Origin of the sequence: Frigoribacterium sp. Leaf8 (assembly GCF_001421165.1) — a bacterium.
Lineage (GTDB): Bacteria > Actinomycetota > Actinomycetes > Actinomycetales > Microbacteriaceae > Frigoribacterium.
In genome coordinates, this window is record NZ_LMKB01000008.1 from 117,194 (window position 1) to 135,970 (window position 18,777).

The following is an 18,777-nucleotide window of genomic DNA, read 5'->3' on the forward strand; positions in this document are numbered from 1 at the left end:
ACAGGCTCGGTCGTGCATGCGCCGCTCGCCCGGACGGATCACTCGACGTCGAGCGACGCCCCCCACCCGCACCCGTTCACCAGGCGATCCGACTTACCCTGGTAGACGATGCCCAGACTCGCCCGCACCACGGCGCCCGCACTGCTCGTGCTGGTGGCGTTCGCGTCCCTCCTCGCCGCTCTGAAGTTCGGCGGGGCGGCCGACGCGCCCCTCGTCGTCGACCCCGGCGAGGTCGTCCGCTACGGGCTGCCCATGGCCAAGATGCTGGGCAACGTCGGCGCCGCCCTCACCATCGGCACGCTCTTCCTGACCTGCTTCGCACTCACCCGACGCGAAGCGGAGTACGACCGCGCCATGGACGTCGCCGCCGCCGCGTCGGGGTTCTGGGCCGTCGCCTCGGCGATCACCACCTTCTTCACCTTCCTCAGCGTCGCCAACGTGCCGGTCACCTTCGACGACCAGTTCGGGCGGACGCTCGCGTTCTTCCTGACGAACACCGAACTCGGCATCGCCTGGCTGATCACGACGCTGATCGCGGCGACCGTCACGGTGCTCTGCTTCATCGTCCGCAACATCTGGTTGATCGTCGCCGTCACGGTGCTCGCCGCCGGCGGGCTCATCCCCATCGCCGAGCAGGGCCACGCGGCCGGCACGAGTGGCCACGACGCCGCAGTCACCGACCTCGCCCTGCACCTGGTCGGGGCGTCGGTCTGGCTGGGCGGCCTGCTCGCCATCGTGCTGCTGCGCGGGCACCTCTCGAGCGGGCGGCTGGCGATCGTGCTCGCGCGCTACTCGAGCGTGGCGATCGTCTGCTTCGTGGTCGTCGCGGTGTCGGGCATCGGCAGCGCCGCCATCCGCATCGGCGACTGGTCGGCCCTGACGTCGGGCTACGGCGTGCTCGTGCTCGTCAAGACGTTCGCCCTCGTCGCGCTGGGGTTGTTCGGCGTCGTGCAACGGCGCTGGCTCGTCGGCCGCCTCACGACCCACCCCAAGGCGACGACGAAGGCCTTCTGGTGGTTCGTCACCGCCGAGCTCGCGTTCATGGGGCTCGCCTCCGGCGTCGCCGCCGCACTCGCCCGGACGGCCACCCCGGTCGAGCAGGTCGCCGCAGCCGACCTGGCCGACCCGACCCCCGCGGTCATCCTCACCGAAGAGGCGCTGCCACCCGAGTTGACGCCGCTGCGCTACCTCACCGAATGGAACGTCGACCTGCTCTGGGGGCTGCTCTGCGCCTTCGGCGTCTTCTTCTACCTGGCCGGCGTCGTGCGCCTGCACCGCCGCGGCGACCGCTGGCCGGTCGGCCGCACCGTATCGTGGGTGGCGGGCCTGGCCGTGTTGTTCTACATCACGTGCGGCGCCCCGAACGTGTACGAGGAGTACCTCTTCAGCACCCACATGCTCGCGCACATGGCACTGGGAATGCTCGTGCCCGTGCTGCTCGTGCCGGGCGCGCCCGTGACGCTCGCGTTGCGCACCATCAAGAAACGCAGCGACGGCACCCGTGGTGGCCGCGAGTGGATCATGATCCTCGTGCACTCCCGGTTCGCGACCTTCGTCAGCAACCCGATCATCTCGGCGGTGCTGTTCGCGGGCTCGCTGTGGGCGTTCTACTACACGCCGTTGTTCAGCTGGGCGACGACCACGCACATCGGCCACTACTGGATGATCGTGCACTTCCTGATCACCGGCTACCTCTTCGTGCAGTCGATGATCGGCATCGACCCCGTCAAGGGTCGACTGCCCTACCCCGCCCGACTCGTCGTGCTGCTCGGGACCATGGCGTTCCACGCGTTCTTCGGCCTGGGCATCATGAGCGCCACGGGGCTCTTCCTCGCCGACTGGTACGGCGCCATGGGGCGCACCTGGGGCCCGACGCCGATGCAGGACCAGTACGTCGCCGGCGGCATCGCCTGGAGCGTCGGCGAGATCCCCACGATCGTCATGGCCATCGCCGTCGCCATCATGTGGAGCCGCAGCGACGGCCGAGAAGCCGTCCGGAAGGACCGCCAGGCCGAGCGCGACGACGACGCCGAGCTCCGGGCGTACAACGAGCAACTCGAGGCGCTGTCCCACCAGCGCGAGCGCACCCGCTGACGCGAGCGGCGAGCCGCGAGCCGCGAGCCGCGAGCCGCGAGCCGCGAGCCGCGAGCCGCGAAACAGGAACGCACCGTGTTTCGTGCAGGGCACCGCGACTGTTCGGGGTGCGGTGCACGAAACGCGGTGCGCTGGTCGGGGTCGTAGGGCACGAGCCCCGAGGAGGCGCGGGTCGCGTCAGGCGAGCATCTCGCGCACCAGCGGGACGACCTTCGTGCCGTACAGCTCGATGCTGCGCATCATGAGCTCGTGCGGCAGGCGGCCCATGCTGTACCGCATGTCGAAGCGCGTCGCGCCGAGCAGGCGCATGTTCTGCGCGATCTTCGTGGCGACGGTCTCGGGCGAGCCCACGTAGAGCGCGCCGGTCGAGCTGGCGCTGGCCTCGTACTGCGCGCGGCTGTAGGGGGGCCAGCCGCGTTCGCGACCGAGCTGGTTCGTCTGCTCCTCTTGGTAGGGGAACAGCGCCTCCTTGGCTTCGGCATCGGTCTCGGCCACGAAACCGGGCGAGTGCATCGCGATCGGCTGGGAGTCGTGGCCGAACTCACCGAGGGCGCGTCGGTAGAGGTCGGCGTACGGCGCGAACTGCGCCGGCTGGCCTCCGATGATCGCGAGGAAGAGCGGGAAACCGTAGTGTGCGGCCCGGATGACCGACTGCGGCGATCCGCCGACGCCGACCCAGGTGCGGATCGAGCCGCCTTCGGTCTTGGGGTAGACCTCTTGCGCGTCGAGGCCGGCGCGGACGGTGCCCGACCAGGTCGTCGGGCCCTCCTTCAGCAGCTCGGCGAAGAGTTGGATCTTCTCCTCGAAGAGCACCTCGTAGTCCTGCAGGTCGAGGCCGAAGAGCGGGAACGACTCGGTGAACGAGCCGCGGCCCAGGATGACCTCGGCACGGCCGTTCGAGATCGCGTCGACCGTGGCGAAGCGCTGGAACACGCGCACGGGATCGTCCGAGCTGAGGACGGTGACGGCCGAGCCCAGGCGGATGGTCTTCGTGCGGGCGGCGATCGCGGCGAGCACGACCTCGGGGGCCGAGACGGCGAAGTCCTTGCGGTGGTGCTCGCCGACGCCGATGAAGTCGAGACCGACCTCGTCGGCCAGGACGGCCTGGTCGACCAGGTTGCGGATGGCCTGGGCGTGCGTGACGGGGCTGCCGTCGAGGCGGTCGGTGATGTCGCCGAAGGTGTCGAGGCCGAACTCGAGGGGGTGTGCCATGCGGGTGCTCTCCTGATTCATACGTTCGCATCATTCTAACCGATGGAGCGCGATCGCGGGAGGGGGCCCGGCGCACGTGGCCGTGGCCCACCCGATGCTCGGGCGGCGGGTGCTCGTGCGCGGGATGCCCGGGCGGCGGGTGCTCGTGCGCGGGATGCCCGGGCGCCGGGTGCCGGTGCGCGGGCGGCGGGTGCTCGGCGCCGGGGTCAGAGGCGGTCGAGCGGGTTCGCGGCGATCCGGTCGCGCATGCCGCCCCGGATCGTGCGGGCGGCCTCGGACCCGGGCTTCCGGTGCGCCTGCGTCGACATCAGCCCGCCGAACTCGGCACCGAACCCGTCGCGGGGCAGCCGCTCGACCAGGGCGGCGACCAGCTCGGCCGGCCAGTCCTCACCGCCCACCCCCGACACGTCGAGGCTCGTGGCCCGCTCGAGCAGGTGACCCTCGACGTCGAGGTCGGCCGAGACCGCGGGCCACATGTGCCGCACGATGACGTCCGCCAGCCGCTGGGCGCGTGCGGCCGACCAGCCCGCCCCCGCGGCGAACACCCGGGCGACCTCGCCCCCCGCTCGCTCGAACGACTCGGTGTGGCTGTCGAACGGCGACGCCAGCCCGACGTCGTGCAGGGCCGCCGCGACGAACAGCAGCTCGTGGTCGAAGGCCAGCCCCTCGCGGCGCCCGAGGTCGACGGCGAGCGCCGCCGAGCGACGGCTGTGCGCGAGCAGGGCCGCGCTCGACACGGCGGCGGCGGCCTCGAGGGCCCGGGCGGCGACGAGCGAAGGAGGCGCGAGCAGCTCGTCGAGGACGGCGGCGGCGGCGGTCGATTGCGGCTCGGGCGTCGGGCGGGGCTCGGTGGGCATGGCAGGAACCCTACGGGTGGACAGGTCCTGCCACGAGTGGCAGTGTTGCCACCACTCGTCGACATCCCGCCACCCCGCCCTCCCGCCACACCGCCAGCCCGCCAGCCCGCCAGCCCGCCAGCCCGCCAGCCCGCCAGCCCGCCACGATGTGATCACCACGCCACCAGAAAAGATGGCGTGGTGACCACTTCGTGGCGGCGTGCGGCTCGACCCACCCCAGGAGACCCGATGCCCCCGTTCCGCACCGTCGCCACGATCGTCGCCGACGGCGTCGCGCCGTTCGAGTTCGGCGTGCTCTGCGAGGTGTTCGGCCTCGACCGGACCGACGAGGGCGCGCCTCCTTTCGAGCACCGCATCGTGACCGAGCACCCGGGGCTCGTGCGCACGAACCAGGGCTTCTCGATCACGGTCGACCTCGACCTGGGCGCCGCGGCCGACGCCGACGTCGTGTGCGTGCCGGCCCTGTGGACCCGTCCCGACCAGGCCGAGCTCGTCTCCCCGGCGGTGCGCGAGCTGCTCGTCGCGGCCGAGGCCCGGGGGGCGTGGTTGCTCAGCGTCTGCAGCGGGGCGTTCGTCCTGGCCGAGGCCGGGCTGCTCGACGGCCGCCGGGCGACGACGCACTGGCGGTACTCCGACGCCCTGCAGCGCGAGCACCCCGCGATCGAGGTCGACGCCGACGTGCTCTTCGTCGAGGACCGCCGGATCATCACGAGCGCGGGCACGGCCGCCGGCATCGACGCCTGCCTGCACCTCGTCCGCCGCGAGCACGGTGCCGCCGCCGCGAACGTGATCGCCCGCCGGATGGTCGTGCCGCCGCACCGCGACGGCGGTCAGAGCCAGTTCATCAAGACGCCCCTCCCGGTCGAGGTCGACGACTCGCTCGCGCCCCTGACCGACTGGATGCTCGGACACCTCCGCGACGACCTGAGCATCGAGGGGTTGGCCGCGAGGGCGCACATGTCGCCGCGCACCTTCGCCCGACGGTTCAAGGCCGAGCTGGGGGCGACGCCGGGGGCGTGGCTCACCCGCCAGCGCCTCCTGCGGTCGCAGGAGCTGCTCGAGGCGACGGGGCTCGGCATAGACGCGATCGCCGACGAGGTCGGCTTCGGTTCGGCAGCCGTCCTGCGACACCACTTCGCCCGCGTCCTCGGCACCACCCCGCGGGCCTACCGAGCGACCTTCGGCGGCGTCGACGACCTGCGCGACCTCGAGCGGGCCGGGGCGGCCACCGCCTGACCGGGACCGTCCTCGACGGGCCGACCCGCGCTCCCCGCGTCCGGTCGACCCCGGGTGGCTACCGGGCGGCCACGGGCGGGCCTAGTCGAACGTCAGCTCGTCGGACGTGCTGATGCGCATCAGGTACGTGACGGTGAACGGGACGTCCTCGTCGATCGTGTAGCGCTTCCCGTCGAAGAGTGACTGGGCGCCGACGACGAGGTGGGCGGTGCCGGCCACGCCGGGCACCTGCCACTGACCCGACGGGCCGGGCACGATCGAGACGACGGGGTGGACGGGCACGGTCCACGTCGGGTCGTCGGTGACCCGGTCGTCGACCTGGCGGCCGAAGGGGCACCCGGCCGGCAGCAGCACCTGCTGCGGGACGCACTGCTCGTCGAGCTGCTGGTCGACCATGTCCTGCACGGCCTCGACGAACTCGTCCCGCGGCTGCACCTCGATCGACACCCCCGACGTCGCCCCCACGCTGAGCACGTCGGCCTCGACGGTCGGGGCCTCGAGGTAGCGCGACGCATGGTCGAGCTCGAACCGCGAGGGGGCGAGCACCGTGAACCGGGTCGCGACGTCGGGCGCGTCGGTCGTGACGTCGCGGCCGTCCACCGTGAAGCGGGAGTCGTGCTGGGGCGTCACGTCGAGCTGCGCGGTGGGTGCCTGCACGAAGCGCCAGGCGTGGAACAGCCCGAACCGGGTGCCGGCCCGCTGGACGACGAACTGTGACTGCGCGGGCGCCTCGGCCGTGGCCGACGTGCCCTGCATCGAGTACGAGAGCGTGATCGCGTGCGTGTCGTCGCCGAGGTCGACGTCGCCCACCTCGGTCACGTCGTCGACGCCGCCGAGCGAGGGCACCTCGAGCAGGGCGTCGGCCAGCTGGTCGGTCGGCGTGACGCCGGCGAGGGTCAACGCGCTCGACGTGTCGCCGCGGTCGACCGCCGCCACGTAGCCGCGGACGAAACCGGCGCCGCTGTAGACGGTGGCGTTCAGGGCCACGACGGTGACCCAGAAACCGATCAGCACGAAGAGCAGCGCCCCGCCCCAGATCGCGACGAAGGGCCAGCCGAGCGGTGGGCGCGTCTCCTCCCCCACAGACGACGACATGACGACAACAATAGGAGGCGCGGGTCACGAAGAACCGAGCGTCACGCCCGTCACGGGTAGATTGGTGGCCTCCCCCGCCCCCTCCCGAAAGGTGCTCGTCGTCGTGAGCGTGGCCCTCTCCGCCGAACAGCAGGCGCTGTACGACGCGATCGAGAACACCCGCGAGCACATCTTCGTCACGGGACGGGCCGGCACGGGCAAGTCGACCCTGCTGAACCACCTGTCGTGGAACACCTCGAAGCAGATCGTCATCTGCGCCCCCACGGGCGTCGCCGCCCTCAACGTCGGCGGCCAGACGATCCACTCGCTGTTCCGCCTCTCGGTGGGGCTCATCGCCGACCACGACATCGAGCAGAACGCCGAGCTGCGCAAGCTGCTGAACACCATCGACACCCTCGTCATCGACGAGGTCTCGATGGTCAACGCCGACCTGATGGACGCCATCGACCGCTCGCTGCGGCAGGCCCGGCAGCGCAAGCACGAGCCGTTCGGCGGCGTCCAGGTCGTGCTGTTCGGCGACCCGTACCAGCTGCCGCCGGTGCCGGGCGACGCCGAAGAGCGCGAGTACTTCCGCGACAACTACCGCTCGATGTGGTTCTTCGACGCCAAGGTCTGGGCCGAGGCGAGCCTGCGCATCTACGAGCTGGCCTTCATCCACCGCCAGACCGAGGGCGACTTCAAAGAGATGCTCAACGCCGTGCGGCACGGTCGGGTCACGGCCGAGATCGCCGGGGCCCTCAACGGCGCCGGGGCACGACCCGTTCCGACCGACGGCGGGGCCATCACCCTGGCCACGCGCAACGACACCGTCAACCGCATCAACAAGGTCGAGCTCGATCGCCTGTCGGGCAAGGTGATGACCGCCAAGGCCGAGGTCAGCGGCGAGTTCGGCGGCCGGGCCTACCCGGCCGACGAGGCCCTCGAGCTCAAGGTCGGGGCCCGGGTGATGTTCCTCCGCAACGACTCCGAGCAACGCTGGGTGAACGGCACGACGGGCGTCGTCACCCGGGTGCGCGACACGGTCTTCGTCGAGGTCGACGGCGAGGTCCACGAGGTGCAGCCCGTCGTGTGGGAGAAGCACAAGTACTCGTACTCGGCGACCACCAAGCAGCTCAAGAAAGACGTCGTGGCCGAGTTCACGCAGTTCCCGCTGCGCCTCGCCTGGGCCGTCACGATCCACAAGTCCCAGGGCAAGACCTACGACCGGGCCATCGTCGACCTCGGCTCACGGGTGTTCAGCGCGGGGCAGACCTACGTCGCCCTCAGCCGCATCACCTCGCTCGAGGGGCTGTACCTGTCGCGCCCGCTGCGTCCGGCCGACATCATCGTCGACCTCGACGTGCGCCGCTTCATGAGCGAGGCGTCACGCGTGCCGGCCATCGAGGCCGCAGCCGACGCCGGCGTGGGCGACGACGCGACGACGGCCGCCACGGGCTGACGACCCGATCCGACCACGCGGTGGCCCGGGACCCACCCCGTCGGCGATCGGCTAGGCCGCGGCCTTCGCGGCGGCGAGGTCGGCGAACAGTTCGGTGCTGAAGCGGTACGCGGCGCACACCTCGTCGAGCACGTGCTCGCGCTCGTCGGCCGACCAGGTGACGGCGTCGAGCTGGCGGCGGTAGGTCGTCTTGAACGACTTCGGCTCGGCGATCTCGGCGAACAGGAAGAACCCGACGCCGTTCGTGTCGAATCCGAACCGACGCTGCAGGATGCTGCGGATCAGGTGGCCGCCCGACAGGTCACCGAGGCAGCGCGTGTAGTGGTGCGCGATGAAGCCGCCGGCCCAGGTCGACGCCTGCTCGATCCGATCGACGTACGCCCGCGTGGTCGACAGCGGTGAGACCCGGGCCCGCCAGTCGGCACCGAGCAGGAACGCCAGGTCGGCCTCGATGGCCGGCAACCGGGTCAGCCCCGGGGCGAGGAACGGAGCCACCACCGGGTCGCCGGACCATCCCGCGGCGGCGTCCTCGAGGGCGGCGTAGACGAAGTAGTGCTGAGCGAGCAGCTGCACGTAGTCGTCCCGCGTCCCCCGGCCGATCAGCAGGTCGGTCATGAACGAGCAGCCGACGTCGACGGGGACCCGCTCGGCCGTGCGCTCCCGCACCGCCTCGGAGAAGGGGATGACGACGGTCATGGTGCGCACCTCCTGGTCACCTGGGTTAGGTGACCCTAACCCTAGTCAGGGAGGCGCGGTGCCGGTAGCCCCCGGGGCCGATCCCGGCGGACGTGCAGCCGGATCGCAGCCCGTCCAGAGGTGCGGCGCCCTGCGGCAGGGGTCAGCGGCGGCGGCGCTCGGCCCCCACGGCGGTCGCGAGCAGCAGCAGGCCGCCGACGAGGTGCGTGACGTTGTCGCCGAGGTTGAAGGCCAGGAAGTTGACGTCGGTGCCCTCGAGGAAGAAGCCGGCGACGCCGAAGACCACGAAGATCAGGCCGATCCAGGTGTTGATGTACCGGGCGCTCGCTCGCGACGACGCGCCGGCGATGATCAGCGCGGCACCGGCCAGCACCCAGACGACGACCAGCGCGGGGTTGAGGTTCCAGACGAACCAGAGCGACGCGCCCTGCGTGGAGAAGAACGTGCCCATGTCCTCGACGAGGAACCCGATGGCGCCGAGCAGGAGGAACACCGTGCCGACGAACAGGCCGGCCCCGCGGTTGGGCGACTCGCGGATGGTCGGCTCGTAGGGGGCCGGGGTCGCGGTCGTCGTGGTGCCGTGGGTGCTGCTCATGGTGAAGATGCCTCTCGTCCGTGGGTCAGCGTCCAGTATGCCCGCCGTGCGTCGCACCCGCCTCGGCGTCACACCCCCGGCCCGGCGTGACGCCCCGGGAACGCGGGGTGTCGCGCCGGAACAGGGGTGTCACGCGGCGCGCGGGGCGCGCGGGGCGCGCGGGGCGCGGGGCTGGCAAGATCGACGCCATGACCCCGACGCCCCTCCGCCTGGTCGTGGCGATCAACCCCGGCGCCTCCGCCGGCGGCCGGAAGCACCTCGCCGACGGGGTGCTCGCCGGGCTCCGCGGTGCCGGCCACACGGTCGTGCCGCTCACCGAGTCGAGCTACGACGACCTCGTGGCCGCCGCCCGTCGCGAGCTCGACCCCGACCACGGCGAGCGTCCCGACGCCCTGATCGTCGTCGGCGGCGACGGCATGGTGAACCTCGGGGCCAACCTCGTCGCGGGCACCGACGTGCCGCTGGGACTGGTGCCGACCGGCACCGGCAACGACACGGCCCGGGCGTTCGGGCTGCCCCACGACGACGCCGAGGCGGCCACGCGCCTCCTGGTCCGACTGCTCGAGGGCGAGCCGACCACGATCGACGCCGGACGCGTGCTGCAGGCCGACGGCCGGGCCACCTGGTTCGCCTGCATGGTCTCGGCAGGCTTCGACGCCGTCGTGAACGAGCGGGCCAACCGGCTGAGCTGGCCGAAGGGGCGCCGCCGCTACGACGTCGCGCTCGCCATCGAGCTGGTGCGCCTGCCGCGCATCTCGTACCGCCTCGAGCTCGACGGGGTCGCCTCGACGGTCGAGGGCACCCTGATCTCGGTCGGCAACGGCCAGTCGCTCGGCGGCGGCATGAAGGTCACGCCCGACGCCGTGCTCGACGACGGGCTGCTCGACGTGCTCGTGGTGGAGCGGCTGACGCGCTGGCAGTTCGTCCGGCTGTTCCCGAGCGTGTTCCGCGGCACCCACCTAAGCCACCCGAACGTGACCGTGCACCGCGTGCGTCGGGCCGTGATCGAGGCCGACGGGGTCGCCGCCTACGCGGACGGCGAGCGCGTCGGGCCGCTGCCCGTCACGGTCGAGGTCGTCCCGGGCGCCCTGCGCGTCTACGCCGCCATCGGTCGCTGACCGCCGGATCGAGCCCGGGAGGCGCGCTCGGCGGCGAAGCGGCCCGGGAGGCGCGCTCGGCGGCGAGGCGGCCGAACGCTCCGGGCACCCCCGACCTCAGCCGCGGTGCAGCGTCTCGCGGGGGTACTCGCCGAACCGCTGCTGGTACGCGGCCGAGAACCGGCCGAGGTGGGCGAAGGCCCAGTGTCGGGCGACGTCGGCGACGGTCGTGGCGTCCGGGGCGGCCGCCCGCAGCGCGTCGTGCACGCGCTCGAGGCGGATCTCGCGCAGGTAGGCCGTGGGCGTGGTGTCGAGGTGACGACTGAACGCCTGTTGCAGCCCGCGCGGGGTGAGCCCGGCCTCCCGGGCGATGTCCACGGCCGAGATCGGCAGGTGGGCGCTGGCGTGCATGTATTCGACGGCGAGGCGGAGGCTCGCGTTGCGCGGTGCCAGCAACGCCGCGGGCATCTGGCTCGAGGTGTGGGCGAAGGTGTCGAGCAGGGCCACCGCGGCCATCCGGGCCATCTCGGTGCGCATCAGGTCGCTGGGCTCGCCCGAGCCCAGGTAGGCGCGTCCGATCAGACGGACCGTGGCGTGCCAGGCCTGCATCGCGGCGGACGAGACGGGGGCGGCGTGGTCGAAGCGGAGCGTGCCGGGCATGATGCCGTGCTGCTCGGCCGCGACCTCGTCGACGACCGACTTGGAGAGGTGGAGCAGGCTCTGGTTGACGTCCTCGGTGGTGAACTCGAAGTCCCGCCCCTCGGGGAAGAGGATCGGTCGTCCGACGGCTCCGGCCACCTCGTCGCGACCGTTGTCGATCGTGGAACGCCCGTCGAGCAGCCAGTGGACGACGTGCTCGTCACCCGCGGCCGCCTGCCCGTCGACGCGACCCATGAACATCGTCGACCGCAGGGTCATGGCCCCGTCGCCGACGATGGTGTGGCGGAACGAGAAAGGGGCCTCGGTGGGAGCGACGCGGAAACCCCGGCCGTTGTACCCGGCCTGCAGGATGTCGACCGCCTCGTCGAGATCGCGCCCCCGCGCGTCGAAGCGCATCTTGTCGTCGCGGGCAGCCATCTCAGCGAATTGTTGCACGCACTCCAAACCCCGCACCAGTCGATCCCAGGGGGGTTGACAGTCGCTCGGCGACGTGCCTGAGGGCCGGCTCGCAGCGGGCGGGCCTACGGTCGGACCCATGACGCTCGACGACATCACCCTGACCACGATCCGCGGCGAGTCCACCACGTTCGGCGCCTACGCCGACAAGGTCGTGATGGTCGTGAACGTGGCCTCCCGCTGTGGCCTCGCGCCCCAGTACGAGAAGCTCGAGGCGCTGCAGAAGCAGTACGGCGAGCAGGGCTTCACGGTGCTGGGCTTCCCCAGCAACCAGTTCTTCCAGGAGCTCTCGAGCGGCGAGGCCATCGAGGAGTACTGCTCGGCGACCTGGGGCGTGACCTTCCCGATGATGGAGAAGGTCAAGGTCAACGGTCGGGGTGAGCACCCGCTCTACACCGAGCTGAAGAAGGCCACCGATGCCGACGGCAAGGCCGGCCGCGTGAAGTGGAACTTCGAGAAGTTCGTGATCACGCCCGGCGGCGCCGTGCACCGGTTCCGTCCGACGACCGAGCCCGACGCCCCCGAGGTCGTCGCGGTGATCGAGGAGGCGCTGGCCGGCTGAGCAGACCCGCTGCGGTCGCTCAGTGGCCGGCCGCGTACCGGGCCTGCACGGCCGAGGCGCTCTGGGCCGAGTTGTTGTAGATCGTCGTGCCGTCGACCGAGCCGACGAAGTAGCCGTTGGTCGGAGCCGACGGCAGCCCGCTGAGCGGGGCGTAGCCGACCCGCCAGTAACCGGTGGCCGTCTGCACGGTCTTGTTCGTGCTGTCGGTGACGACGGCGACGCCGTCGACGTAGACCACCGTGCTCGTGCCCGAGAGGGTGGCGACCACGTGGTGCCAGGCGCCGTCGTTGTACGAGGCGGGCGTCGTCGTCGCCTTGGTCGTGGTCGTGGTGGGGCGCACGCCGAGGACGATCTTGCCCGCCGTGGTCAGGTACAGCGCGCGGTCGGCGGTCGTGTTCGTGCCGGTCTGTGCCGTCGTGAAGGCGGCCAGGGTGCCCCCGGCCGTGCTGGTCGTGCGGAACCAGGTCTCGATCGTGAAGGCGGCCTGGCCGGTGAGGTTGACCGCGGTCGTGACCTGACCCGTGCCGTCGAGCTGCAGGTAGGGGCTCTGGTTGGTGGCGCACGAGCCGGCGACGAACGTCGCCCCGCCGCTCAGGGTGCCCACTCGGGCGAACGAGCTGCCGTCGGTGGTGGTCGTGCCGGACGTCTCGTTGTACGGGAAACCGTACGAGGTCTGCGAGTTGTAGGTGTCCTGCAGGCAGTCGTAGTTCCCGGCACCGAAGCTCGACGTCGGGTTCCCGGTCGGGGCGGCGAACGCGGCGTGCGCGCCACCGGACACGACGAGGGTGAGTGCGAGACCGCCACCGATCGCTGCCAGGCCGATCGCGCCTCCTGCGGTCCTCAGGCGACGGAGGCGCCGCTCGCGACGACGCTGGACGCGGCGGCCGGCGGGGGCGGTCACCCGAGGCGACGCGGGACGCTCGTCACGCAGCAGGTACCGGTCGTTGCGGCTGAGCAGGACGACGAGGATCAGCAGTCCGCCGGTGACCAGCAGGTGGCCGTACTGGTGGGCCGCGGCCCAGACGAAGGGCGTTCCGACGTACGGCACGCGCAGGAACCCGACGCCGATGACGGCGCTGCGGTCGATCGGCGTCGAGTCGACGCTCGGGTTGGCGTCGCCCTTGGTGACGATCTGCCCGGCCTGGCCGTTGTCGTGGTAGCGGTGCAGCCGCAGGTGCCCGGCCTGGTCGGGGTCGTCGAAGAGGAGGACCTGACCGCGGTGCACGTCGGACGCCGCCACGGGCTTCGCGACGACGACGTCGCCGGGGTGGATGCGGGGCTCCATCGAGCCGGTCATCACGGTCGTGGGGCTCCAGCCGAGGGCGGCGGGAGCGGCCGCGTAGACCATCAGGCCGAGCAGCGAGTAGAGCACGACGCGTGACGCGGTGCCGAGGGCCAGGCGCGTCCAGTCGAGCCACGGACGAGAGGCACCCAGGGGCACGGTGATCGAGGCCGCGGCCGCGGTGGTGGGCCGCAGCTTCAGGTCGATCGTGCTCATGGGTGCCTCTGCTCGGGGGTGGTGCGGATGATGCGGTCTCGGGCCGCCTGGTGCGGTGGTGCGCGGTGCTGGTGCGGTGTCGCCGTGACGCGGGGGTCAGCCGCGGGACGGGTCTCAGCTGTTCTGGGCCTCCCAGGTGAGGCCGAGGCTTGCGGTGCCGCCCTGGGTCGTGTTGGGGGCGGTGTTCGAGACGGTGTAAGTCACCTGGTAGGTGCGGGTCTCGGACGCAGTGCCGGTGGGGGCCCAGGTGCCGACGCCATTGGAGTAGTTGGTGTAGCTGGTGCCGAAGGCGGCCAGCGTGCCGTTGTAGAGGCTCGAGCCCGCCGAGAGCGGGGTGAAGCCGGTGCACGAGCCGAAGCCGCCGCCGGTGCCCTGCACGACGCTCAGCGTGATGTTCGACGCGAGGTTGTTGGTCGTGGCGGCGCCCGTCCCGTAGAGCTTGACGGCCGAGGCGAGCGAGCCCGTGCTGGTGACGGCGATGCAGTTGCTGCCGGTCTGGCCGGGCTTGAGGTTCGTGGCGGTGAAGAGCGCGGTGTTGCTGTCGTCGTCGGTCAGGGCGACGGTGCCGGCGGTCCAGTTGCTGGTGGGGTTGACCGTGGTCGACGAGAAGGCCGAGTACGACGCCGTGGAGACGACGATGCCCGAGGCGACGAGGGCGGCGGGGATGGCGATCCAGGCGGCGATGCGGGCGATGCGGGGCGTGGGACGGGACATGGTGTGCTCCAGGGCGAGAGGGGGGAAGGGGGATGTCGGGGGCCAGCCGGCGAGGTGATTCAGGGGCTTCGCCGGTGAGAAGCTCACCTCCCGAACCGTTCCGGTTTCGAGTGGTCGTTGTTCTCAAGTGGTACGACAATCAAATTACTTGGACTCCGAGAGGCACGCAAGGCGAACCATGTCCCCAGTGGTGGGGGTGTCACGATCGTCGAGATTCTTGTTGACTGAGCCGGTGCCATGGACGGCACGCCCACACGCGTCACGGAGGACCCCCTTGCTCATCTCCCCACCCCGGGCCGACCCCGGCCTCATCACCGGCCCCGGCCTCACGCCCGGCCCCGGCCTCACGCCCGACCCCGGCCTCGCCCCCGGCGACCTCGGCCGCCTGCTCGACTCGTTCCGCCTGTTGATGCTGAACCACTCGCGGGTGCTCGACCACCAGGGCGACCTCTTCGGGCTGGGCGACACCGACATCCGGTTCCTCTTCTACGTGTGGGCCACCGGCGACCTGGTCACCCCGAAGCGGGCGGCCGAGCACCTCGACCTCTCGTCGGGTGCGATGACCAACCTCGTCGACCGCCTCGTCGACGCCGGGCACCTCGACCGGCGCCGCAACCCGGACGACCGCCGCAGCGTCATCGTCAGCCGCACGCCACGCGGCGTCGAGGTCACGACGGCCATCGCGAGCGCGTACGCCGCCGCGTTCGCCGAGGTCGTGCCGGCGTCGCGACACGGTGCCCTCGCCGACACGCTGCTCGACCTCGGCCGGGCGTTCGACCGCCACGGGGTCGGCACGCGCGACGCACCCCACGCCGCCGCCTGACCCGCCTCGGCCGCGGGCCACGGGCCACGGGCCACGGGCTGCGGGCCACGGGCCGCGGGCCGCGGGCCGCGGCCTAGGGGATGAGGCGGCGCAGGCGTGCGGCGTCGGCCAGGTCGGCCCGGAAGCGGTCGAGCGTCGACAGCGTGTAGAGCCCGTCGATCTGCTGGTCGACCCAGAGCTGGTGGATGCGCTTGAGGTCGGCCTGACGGCTCTTCCAGCCGATGCCGTCGATCACGGCCATGACGGTCTGTCGGGGCAGCCGCACGTCGGCCATCTCCTCGATCTCGCGGACGGCGTCGGTCAGCTTCGAACCGGTCGAGTCGAACCCCTTCGCCGCGACCACGATGGCGGGGTCCTGCGCCGAGGGGATCACCAGGTCGCACGGCGCCGTGCGGTTCGCCCGGCCGGTGAACCGCGTCCGCGTGCCGCAGGCGAGTCCGAGGTCACGGGCGATGGCCTCGATCTCGTCCTCGAGCCGCCGACCCGACACCCCGGCGCGGATCGCCGACGCCCGGGTGCCGGCCCGGGCCGAGAGCAGGTCGCCGAAGTCGTACGTGCGGTGCCGCTGGGACGCGACGAGGCGGACGAGCTCGAACTCGTCGTCGAGGTGGGCGACCAGTTCGTCGGCCCGTCCCCGCGCGAGCGTCAGCCAGCTGGGGGTGTCGAAGGCGTGCCGCAGCGAGTTGCGCAGCTTCTCCTGCGACAGCCCGACGGCCAGGCCGAGGGCGGGCACCCACGCCGGGTGCTGCCGGGTCCACTCGGCGAGGTGGTCGCGGTCGACGACGGGCAGGTCGCCGAGGCTCGCCGCGGCCCGGCCGAGGTCGGTCGCCGCGGCCGACGGCGCGGTCGGGTCGACGTGCGGGGTCATGCGGCCGAGCGAGGCGACGTACTCGTCGAAGGTGGGGATCGTCACGGTCGGTCCCTCCCGACGAAGACGTACTCGGTGGCCGCGGTGCGGGTCGCCGCGCGGTGCGTACCGAAGCTGTAGGTGTGGTCGACCACGCGCACCTCGACGTGCGGCTTGACCGTGCGCATCAGCTGCTCGATGCGCTCGCGGCTCGGCACGGCGTTCGACGAGTACGACAGCACGAGCGCCCCGGCGTCGGCGAACTGCTCGAAGGTGCGCACGAGGGCGTCGTCGACCGTGCGCGGGTAGGCGAACGGCGTGAACAGCTTGGCGATCTTCTTCGTCTTGGTCTCGGTCATGATCGTCTGCCCCCGCCAGTACACGGCCAGCCCCTGCAGGAAGTGGTACCGCTTCATGTAGTCCGCGTCGTCCCGAGGAGGCGCGTAGGGCGGATCGAGGTACACCAGGTCGGCGGGTGGTCGCCCGAGGTCGGCGACGTCGCCCTCGACGGCCTCGTGCGCGAGCCCGTCGTCGAACACCGTCGCACCGTAGGCCCGGACGGCCGCCCGGAACTGCTCGGCCATGGTCAGCCGCAGGTCGCGGCGTCCGTCGTCGTACCGCGCCCCGGTGAAGGTGAAGACGCCCCGGGGCTGCTTGCGCGCCGCGGCCAGCACGAGGCCCGCGATCGCGAGGTCGCGCTCGGCACCGACGAGCCGGTCGACGTGCGACCAGGCCGAGTCGAGGAACGCCCGGTCGTCGGCCGAGAAGAACACGCCGTCGAAGGTGCGGCGGACGACGTCGCGGTCGTCCGCGGGCGGGCCGCAGATCTCGTCGACGAGCTCGTCGGACAGCGTCGTCGACCCGTTGACGACGGAGGCGCGGGCGATGACCGCGGGGAACGCCAGGAAGTCGTTGCTCACGACCTGGCGACCTTCCGCCTTCATCAGGTACGAGACGACGCCGGACCCGCTGAAGGCGTCGATCGCGGTCGAGGGCCGCACCGCGCCTCCTCGGCCTCCGGGTTCGCGGCTCGACACGGGCGCGACGCTCGAGAAGACGTCGTGCAGCACGGGCAGCAGCGCGTACTTCGAGCCCATGTAGCGCAGGCGGGGGAAGGCGGCGACGCGGGCGGGCACGGGGGCGGCCCCGGTCGCCGTGGCGGCCCCGGTCGCGGAGGACTGCCTCACGGTGGGCCGGCTCGCGGCGGAGGGCACGAGCTCGACGGTCACCGGGCAAGTCTGCCGCACGTCAGCGGTCGGACGGGCTCCGGGTGCGGGAGTCGAGGTCGACGCGCTCGGCGTGCGGGACGCTGCCGGTGGTCGTGCCGGCGATGCGCAGGCTCTCTTGTCGCAGCTCGAGCTGGGCGACGACGAGCGCCGCGAGGTCGGCGAGGTTGGCGACCTGCTCGTCACTGGCCGTGCCCGGCTCGCGACCGATCACCGAGAGGGTGCCGATCGTGTGGCCGTCGCGCCGGGTGAGGGGCACGCTGACGTAGAACCGCATGCCGAGCGGACCGGTGACCAGCGGGCTCGACGCCACGCGACGGTCGGTGGCGGCGTCCTCGATGACGAGCGGCTCGGACGAGTGGACGGCCCCGAGCGAGAGGTCGATGTGCCGGGCGATGTCGCCCACGGCGGGGTCGTAGTGGGTCGTGAACCACGTGCGGTCGTCGTCGATCACGGTCGCCAGGGCGATGGGCGCCGAGAACAGGCGGGCCGCCATGGCGGTGACGCGGTCGAGCGCCTCGTTGGGCAGGGTGTCGAGCACCTCGCTGTGGTCGAAGGGCTCGGTGTCGCCCCCGCGCATCGAGCCGTCGCCGGTCGACAGGTCGCCCACGGCGTCGCGGTGCTCGGTCGTCTCGGTGATGACCACGTCGCGCATCATCGCGACGAGCTCGGCCCGCGTCGGCCGCTCGGCGGGGTCCCGGCGGGTCATCGCCCGCAAGGCGTGACGCCAGTGCTCGGGCAGCGGGTCGGGCAGCACCGGGTCGCGCGACAGCCGGGCCACGGCCGACTCGACGAGCGACCCCGGGAACTCGCGTCGACGCGTGAAGCACTGCAGCAGCACGAGGCCGAGGCTGTAGACGTCGCTCGGGGGGCCGACCTGGCCGCCCACGGCCTGCTCGGGGCTGAGGTACGCCGCGGTGCCGGTGGTGACGCCCTCGGCGGTGAGCCGTTCGACGTCCTCGGTGAGGGCGATGCCGAAGTCGGCGAGCTTGGCCCGGGCGCGGGCCGCCTCGTGGTCGCCGTAGTCGACGAGCAGGATGTTCGACGGCTTGATGTCGCGGTGCACCACCGCGTGGCCGTGGATGTAGTCGAGCGCCTCGGCCATGTCGTAGCCGATCTCGGCGATGTGCCTCGGGGCGAGCGCGCCGTGCCGCAGACGGTCTTCGAGGTTGAGGCCGGCGATCAGCGGCATCACGAGGAAGCGTTGCGGACCGTTCGGCCCCTGCTCGACGCCGGCGTCGAAGAGACCGACGAGGCCGTGGTGCTCGAGGCTCGACAGCACGCCGAGCTCGGCCTCTTGTCGGGCCGGGTCGACCATCGCGCTGTGGAAGACCTTGATCGCGACCGTGCGGTTGAGGCTCTCGTCGACGGCCTTGTAGACGGTCGCCATGCCGCCGCGGCCCACGACGGACTGCAGGCGGTAGCGCTCGGCGAGGACGCGATCGAGCGCGTCGTCCTGCTGTGGCGCGGCCATCGCCTCCCCCTCGTGACTGGTGTGTGGTCCATCCTGTCGCATGCGGGGCGATCTCGTGACGGTCCGGCGGGTGACGATCACATCACGACGAGGTCACGCCCATCGCCCGGGGACCCCGGCGCGAGCGGGCCGGACCTTGCGATGCCCTGGGAGAACGTCGTCGTCGGGAAGGCATCGGGCGGGCCATCGGTTGCGTT

17 protein-coding genes are annotated in these 18,777 nt (G+C 71.9%); 6 read left to right on the forward strand and 11 right to left on the reverse strand.

Annotation, left to right across the window (positions count from 1 at the left end; genetic code table 11):
* Positions 1-108 precede the first annotated feature (108 nt).
* The gene (locus ASL10_RS15025) at positions 109-2,094 is read left to right on the forward strand and encodes a cytochrome c oxidase assembly protein (protein ID WP_056049782.1); all 1,986 of its coding nucleotides are present in this window, start codon (positions 109-111) and stop codon (positions 2,092-2,094) included.
* Between the two features lie 177 nt (positions 2,095-2,271).
* On the opposite strand, the gene ASL10_RS15030 is transcribed toward ASL10_RS15025, so the two are convergent.
* Both ASL10_RS15030 and ASL10_RS15035 read right to left on the reverse strand, forming a co-directional pair.
* Complete coding sequence (locus tag ASL10_RS15030; protein WP_056049785.1) at positions 2,272-3,306, reverse strand: LLM class flavin-dependent oxidoreductase; 1,035 nt, start codon at positions 3,304-3,306, stop codon at positions 2,272-2,274.
* Between the two features lie 206 nt (positions 3,307-3,512).
* Positions 3,513-4,163 (reverse strand): HD domain-containing protein, encoded by a 651-nt coding sequence (locus ASL10_RS15035; RefSeq protein WP_056049788.1) that lies wholly within the window; start codon positions 4,161-4,163, stop codon positions 3,513-3,515.
* Between the two features lie 228 nt (positions 4,164-4,391).
* Here ASL10_RS15035 and ASL10_RS15040 point away from each other — a divergent pair, with 228 nt between their 5' ends.
* Entirely contained in the window at positions 4,392-5,399 is a 1,008-nt protein-coding gene (locus tag ASL10_RS15040) for a GlxA family transcriptional regulator (protein WP_056049790.1), read from the forward strand.
* Between the two features lie 81 nt (positions 5,400-5,480).
* On the opposite strand, the gene ASL10_RS15045 is transcribed toward ASL10_RS15040, so the two are convergent.
* Positions 5,481-6,494 (reverse strand): hypothetical protein, encoded by a 1,014-nt coding sequence (locus ASL10_RS15045; RefSeq protein ID WP_157485563.1) that lies wholly within the window; start codon positions 6,492-6,494, stop codon positions 5,481-5,483.
* A 103-nt stretch (positions 6,495-6,597) separates the two neighbouring features.
* Between ASL10_RS15045 and ASL10_RS15050 the strand changes: the two genes are divergently transcribed.
* Positions 6,598-7,932, forward strand: coding sequence for an ATP-dependent RecD-like DNA helicase (locus ASL10_RS15050; protein ID WP_233568441.1), 1,335 nt, complete (start codon positions 6,598-6,600; stop codon positions 7,930-7,932).
* A gap of 51 nt (positions 7,933-7,983) precedes the next feature.
* On the opposite strand, the gene ASL10_RS15055 is transcribed toward ASL10_RS15050, so the two are convergent.
* Positions 7,984-8,628 (reverse strand): heme oxygenase (biliverdin-producing), encoded by a 645-nt coding sequence (locus ASL10_RS15055; RefSeq protein ID WP_056049796.1) that lies wholly within the window; start codon positions 8,626-8,628, stop codon positions 7,984-7,986.
* 142 nt (positions 8,629-8,770) lie between these two features.
* Positions 8,771-9,223, reverse strand: coding sequence for a DUF4383 domain-containing protein (locus ASL10_RS15060; RefSeq protein WP_056049797.1), 453 nt, complete (start codon positions 9,221-9,223; stop codon positions 8,771-8,773).
* Positions 9,224-9,411: 188 nt separating this feature from the next.
* On the opposite strand from ASL10_RS15060, the gene ASL10_RS15065 reads away from it, so the two are divergent.
* The gene (locus ASL10_RS15065) at positions 9,412-10,341 is read left to right on the forward strand and encodes a diacylglycerol kinase family protein (protein ID WP_043595950.1); all 930 of its coding nucleotides are present in this window, start codon (positions 9,412-9,414) and stop codon (positions 10,339-10,341) included.
* Between the two features lie 96 nt (positions 10,342-10,437).
* Here the strand turns inward: ASL10_RS15065 and ASL10_RS15070 are convergent, their stop codons facing one another.
* Positions 10,438-11,397 (reverse strand): helix-turn-helix domain-containing protein, encoded by a 960-nt coding sequence (locus ASL10_RS15070; RefSeq protein WP_056049799.1) that lies wholly within the window; start codon positions 11,395-11,397, stop codon positions 10,438-10,440.
* Between the two features lie 118 nt (positions 11,398-11,515).
* On the opposite strand from ASL10_RS15070, the gene ASL10_RS15075 reads away from it, so the two are divergent.
* Positions 11,516-11,998, forward strand: a complete 483-nt coding sequence (locus ASL10_RS15075) for a glutathione peroxidase (RefSeq protein ID WP_056049801.1) — start codon at positions 11,516-11,518, stop codon at positions 11,996-11,998.
* A 19-nt stretch (positions 11,999-12,017) separates the two neighbouring features.
* Here ASL10_RS15075 and ASL10_RS15080 read toward each other — a convergent pair whose 3' ends face one another.
* Together ASL10_RS15080 and ASL10_RS15085 are read right to left on the reverse strand one after the other, a co-directional pair.
* Positions 12,018-13,496, reverse strand: coding sequence for a signal peptidase I (locus ASL10_RS15080; protein WP_056049803.1), 1,479 nt, complete (start codon positions 13,494-13,496; stop codon positions 12,018-12,020).
* Positions 13,497-13,610: 114 nt separating this feature from the next.
* Positions 13,611-14,210 (reverse strand): hypothetical protein, encoded by a 600-nt coding sequence (locus ASL10_RS15085; protein ID WP_056049806.1) that lies wholly within the window; start codon positions 14,208-14,210, stop codon positions 13,611-13,613.
* 274 nt (positions 14,211-14,484) lie between these two features.
* Between ASL10_RS15085 and ASL10_RS15090 the strand changes: the two genes are divergently transcribed.
* Positions 14,485-15,033, forward strand: a complete 549-nt coding sequence (locus ASL10_RS15090; protein WP_056049809.1) for a MarR family winged helix-turn-helix transcriptional regulator — start codon at positions 14,485-14,487, stop codon at positions 15,031-15,033.
* Between the two features lie 73 nt (positions 15,034-15,106).
* Here the strand turns inward: ASL10_RS15090 and ASL10_RS15095 are convergent, their stop codons facing one another.
* From ASL10_RS15095 to ASL10_RS15740, 3 genes are read right to left on the reverse strand one after another with little or no spacing between them, the layout of a single operon-like run.
* On the reverse strand, positions 15,107-15,946 hold the full coding sequence (locus ASL10_RS15095) for a hypothetical protein (RefSeq protein ID WP_235452897.1): 840 nt from the start codon (positions 15,944-15,946) through the stop codon (positions 15,107-15,109).
* Positions 15,943-17,109: a DNA adenine methylase gene (locus ASL10_RS15100; RefSeq protein WP_235452899.1), complete on the reverse strand. Its 1,167-nt coding sequence runs from the start codon at positions 17,107-17,109 to the stop codon at positions 15,943-15,945. Before ASL10_RS15100 ends, ASL10_RS15095 begins: the two co-directional genes overlap by 4 nt.
* Before the next feature lie 19 nt (positions 17,110-17,128).
* Complete coding sequence (locus ASL10_RS15740; RefSeq protein WP_082460653.1) at positions 17,129-18,580, reverse strand: GAF domain-containing serine/threonine-protein kinase; 1,452 nt, start codon at positions 18,578-18,580, stop codon at positions 17,129-17,131.
* Positions 18,581-18,777 lie beyond the last annotated feature (197 nt).

Bases quoted from the DNA above. Each gene is read 5' to 3' on its own strand.
- ASL10_RS15025 (WP_056049782.1), top strand. From the start codon at position 109: ATGCCCAGACTCGCCCGCACCACGGCGCCCGCACTGCTCGTGCTGGTG.
- ASL10_RS15030 (WP_056049785.1), bottom strand. From the start codon at position 3,306: ATGGCACACCCCCTCGAGTTCGGCCTCGACACCTTCGGCGACATCACC.
- ASL10_RS15035 (WP_056049788.1), bottom strand. From the start codon at position 4,163: ATGCCCACCGAGCCCCGCCCGACGCCCGAGCCGCAATCGACCGCCGCC.
- ASL10_RS15040 (WP_056049790.1), top strand. From the start codon at position 4,392: ATGCCCCCGTTCCGCACCGTCGCCACGATCGTCGCCGACGGCGTCGCG.
- ASL10_RS15045 (WP_157485563.1), bottom strand. From the start codon at position 6,494: ATGTCGTCGTCTGTGGGGGAGGAGACGCGCCCACCGCTCGGCTGGCCC.
- ASL10_RS15055 (WP_056049796.1), bottom strand. From the start codon at position 8,628: ATGACCGTCGTCATCCCCTTCTCCGAGGCGGTGCGGGAGCGCACGGCC.
- ASL10_RS15060 (WP_056049797.1), bottom strand. From the start codon at position 9,223: ATGAGCAGCACCCACGGCACCACGACGACCGCGACCCCGGCCCCCTAC.
- ASL10_RS15065 (WP_043595950.1), top strand. From the start codon at position 9,412: ATGACCCCGACGCCCCTCCGCCTGGTCGTGGCGATCAACCCCGGCGCC.
- ASL10_RS15070 (WP_056049799.1), bottom strand. From the start codon at position 11,397: ATGGCTGCCCGCGACGACAAGATGCGCTTCGACGCGCGGGGGCGCGAT.
- ASL10_RS15075 (WP_056049801.1), top strand. From the start codon at position 11,516: ATGACGCTCGACGACATCACCCTGACCACGATCCGCGGCGAGTCCACC.
- ASL10_RS15080 (WP_056049803.1), bottom strand. From the start codon at position 13,496: ATGAGCACGATCGACCTGAAGCTGCGGCCCACCACCGCGGCCGCGGCC.
- ASL10_RS15085 (WP_056049806.1), bottom strand. From the start codon at position 14,210: ATGTCCCGTCCCACGCCCCGCATCGCCCGCATCGCCGCCTGGATCGCC.
- ASL10_RS15740 (WP_082460653.1), bottom strand. From the start codon at position 18,580: ATGGCCGCGCCACAGCAGGACGACGCGCTCGATCGCGTCCTCGCCGAG.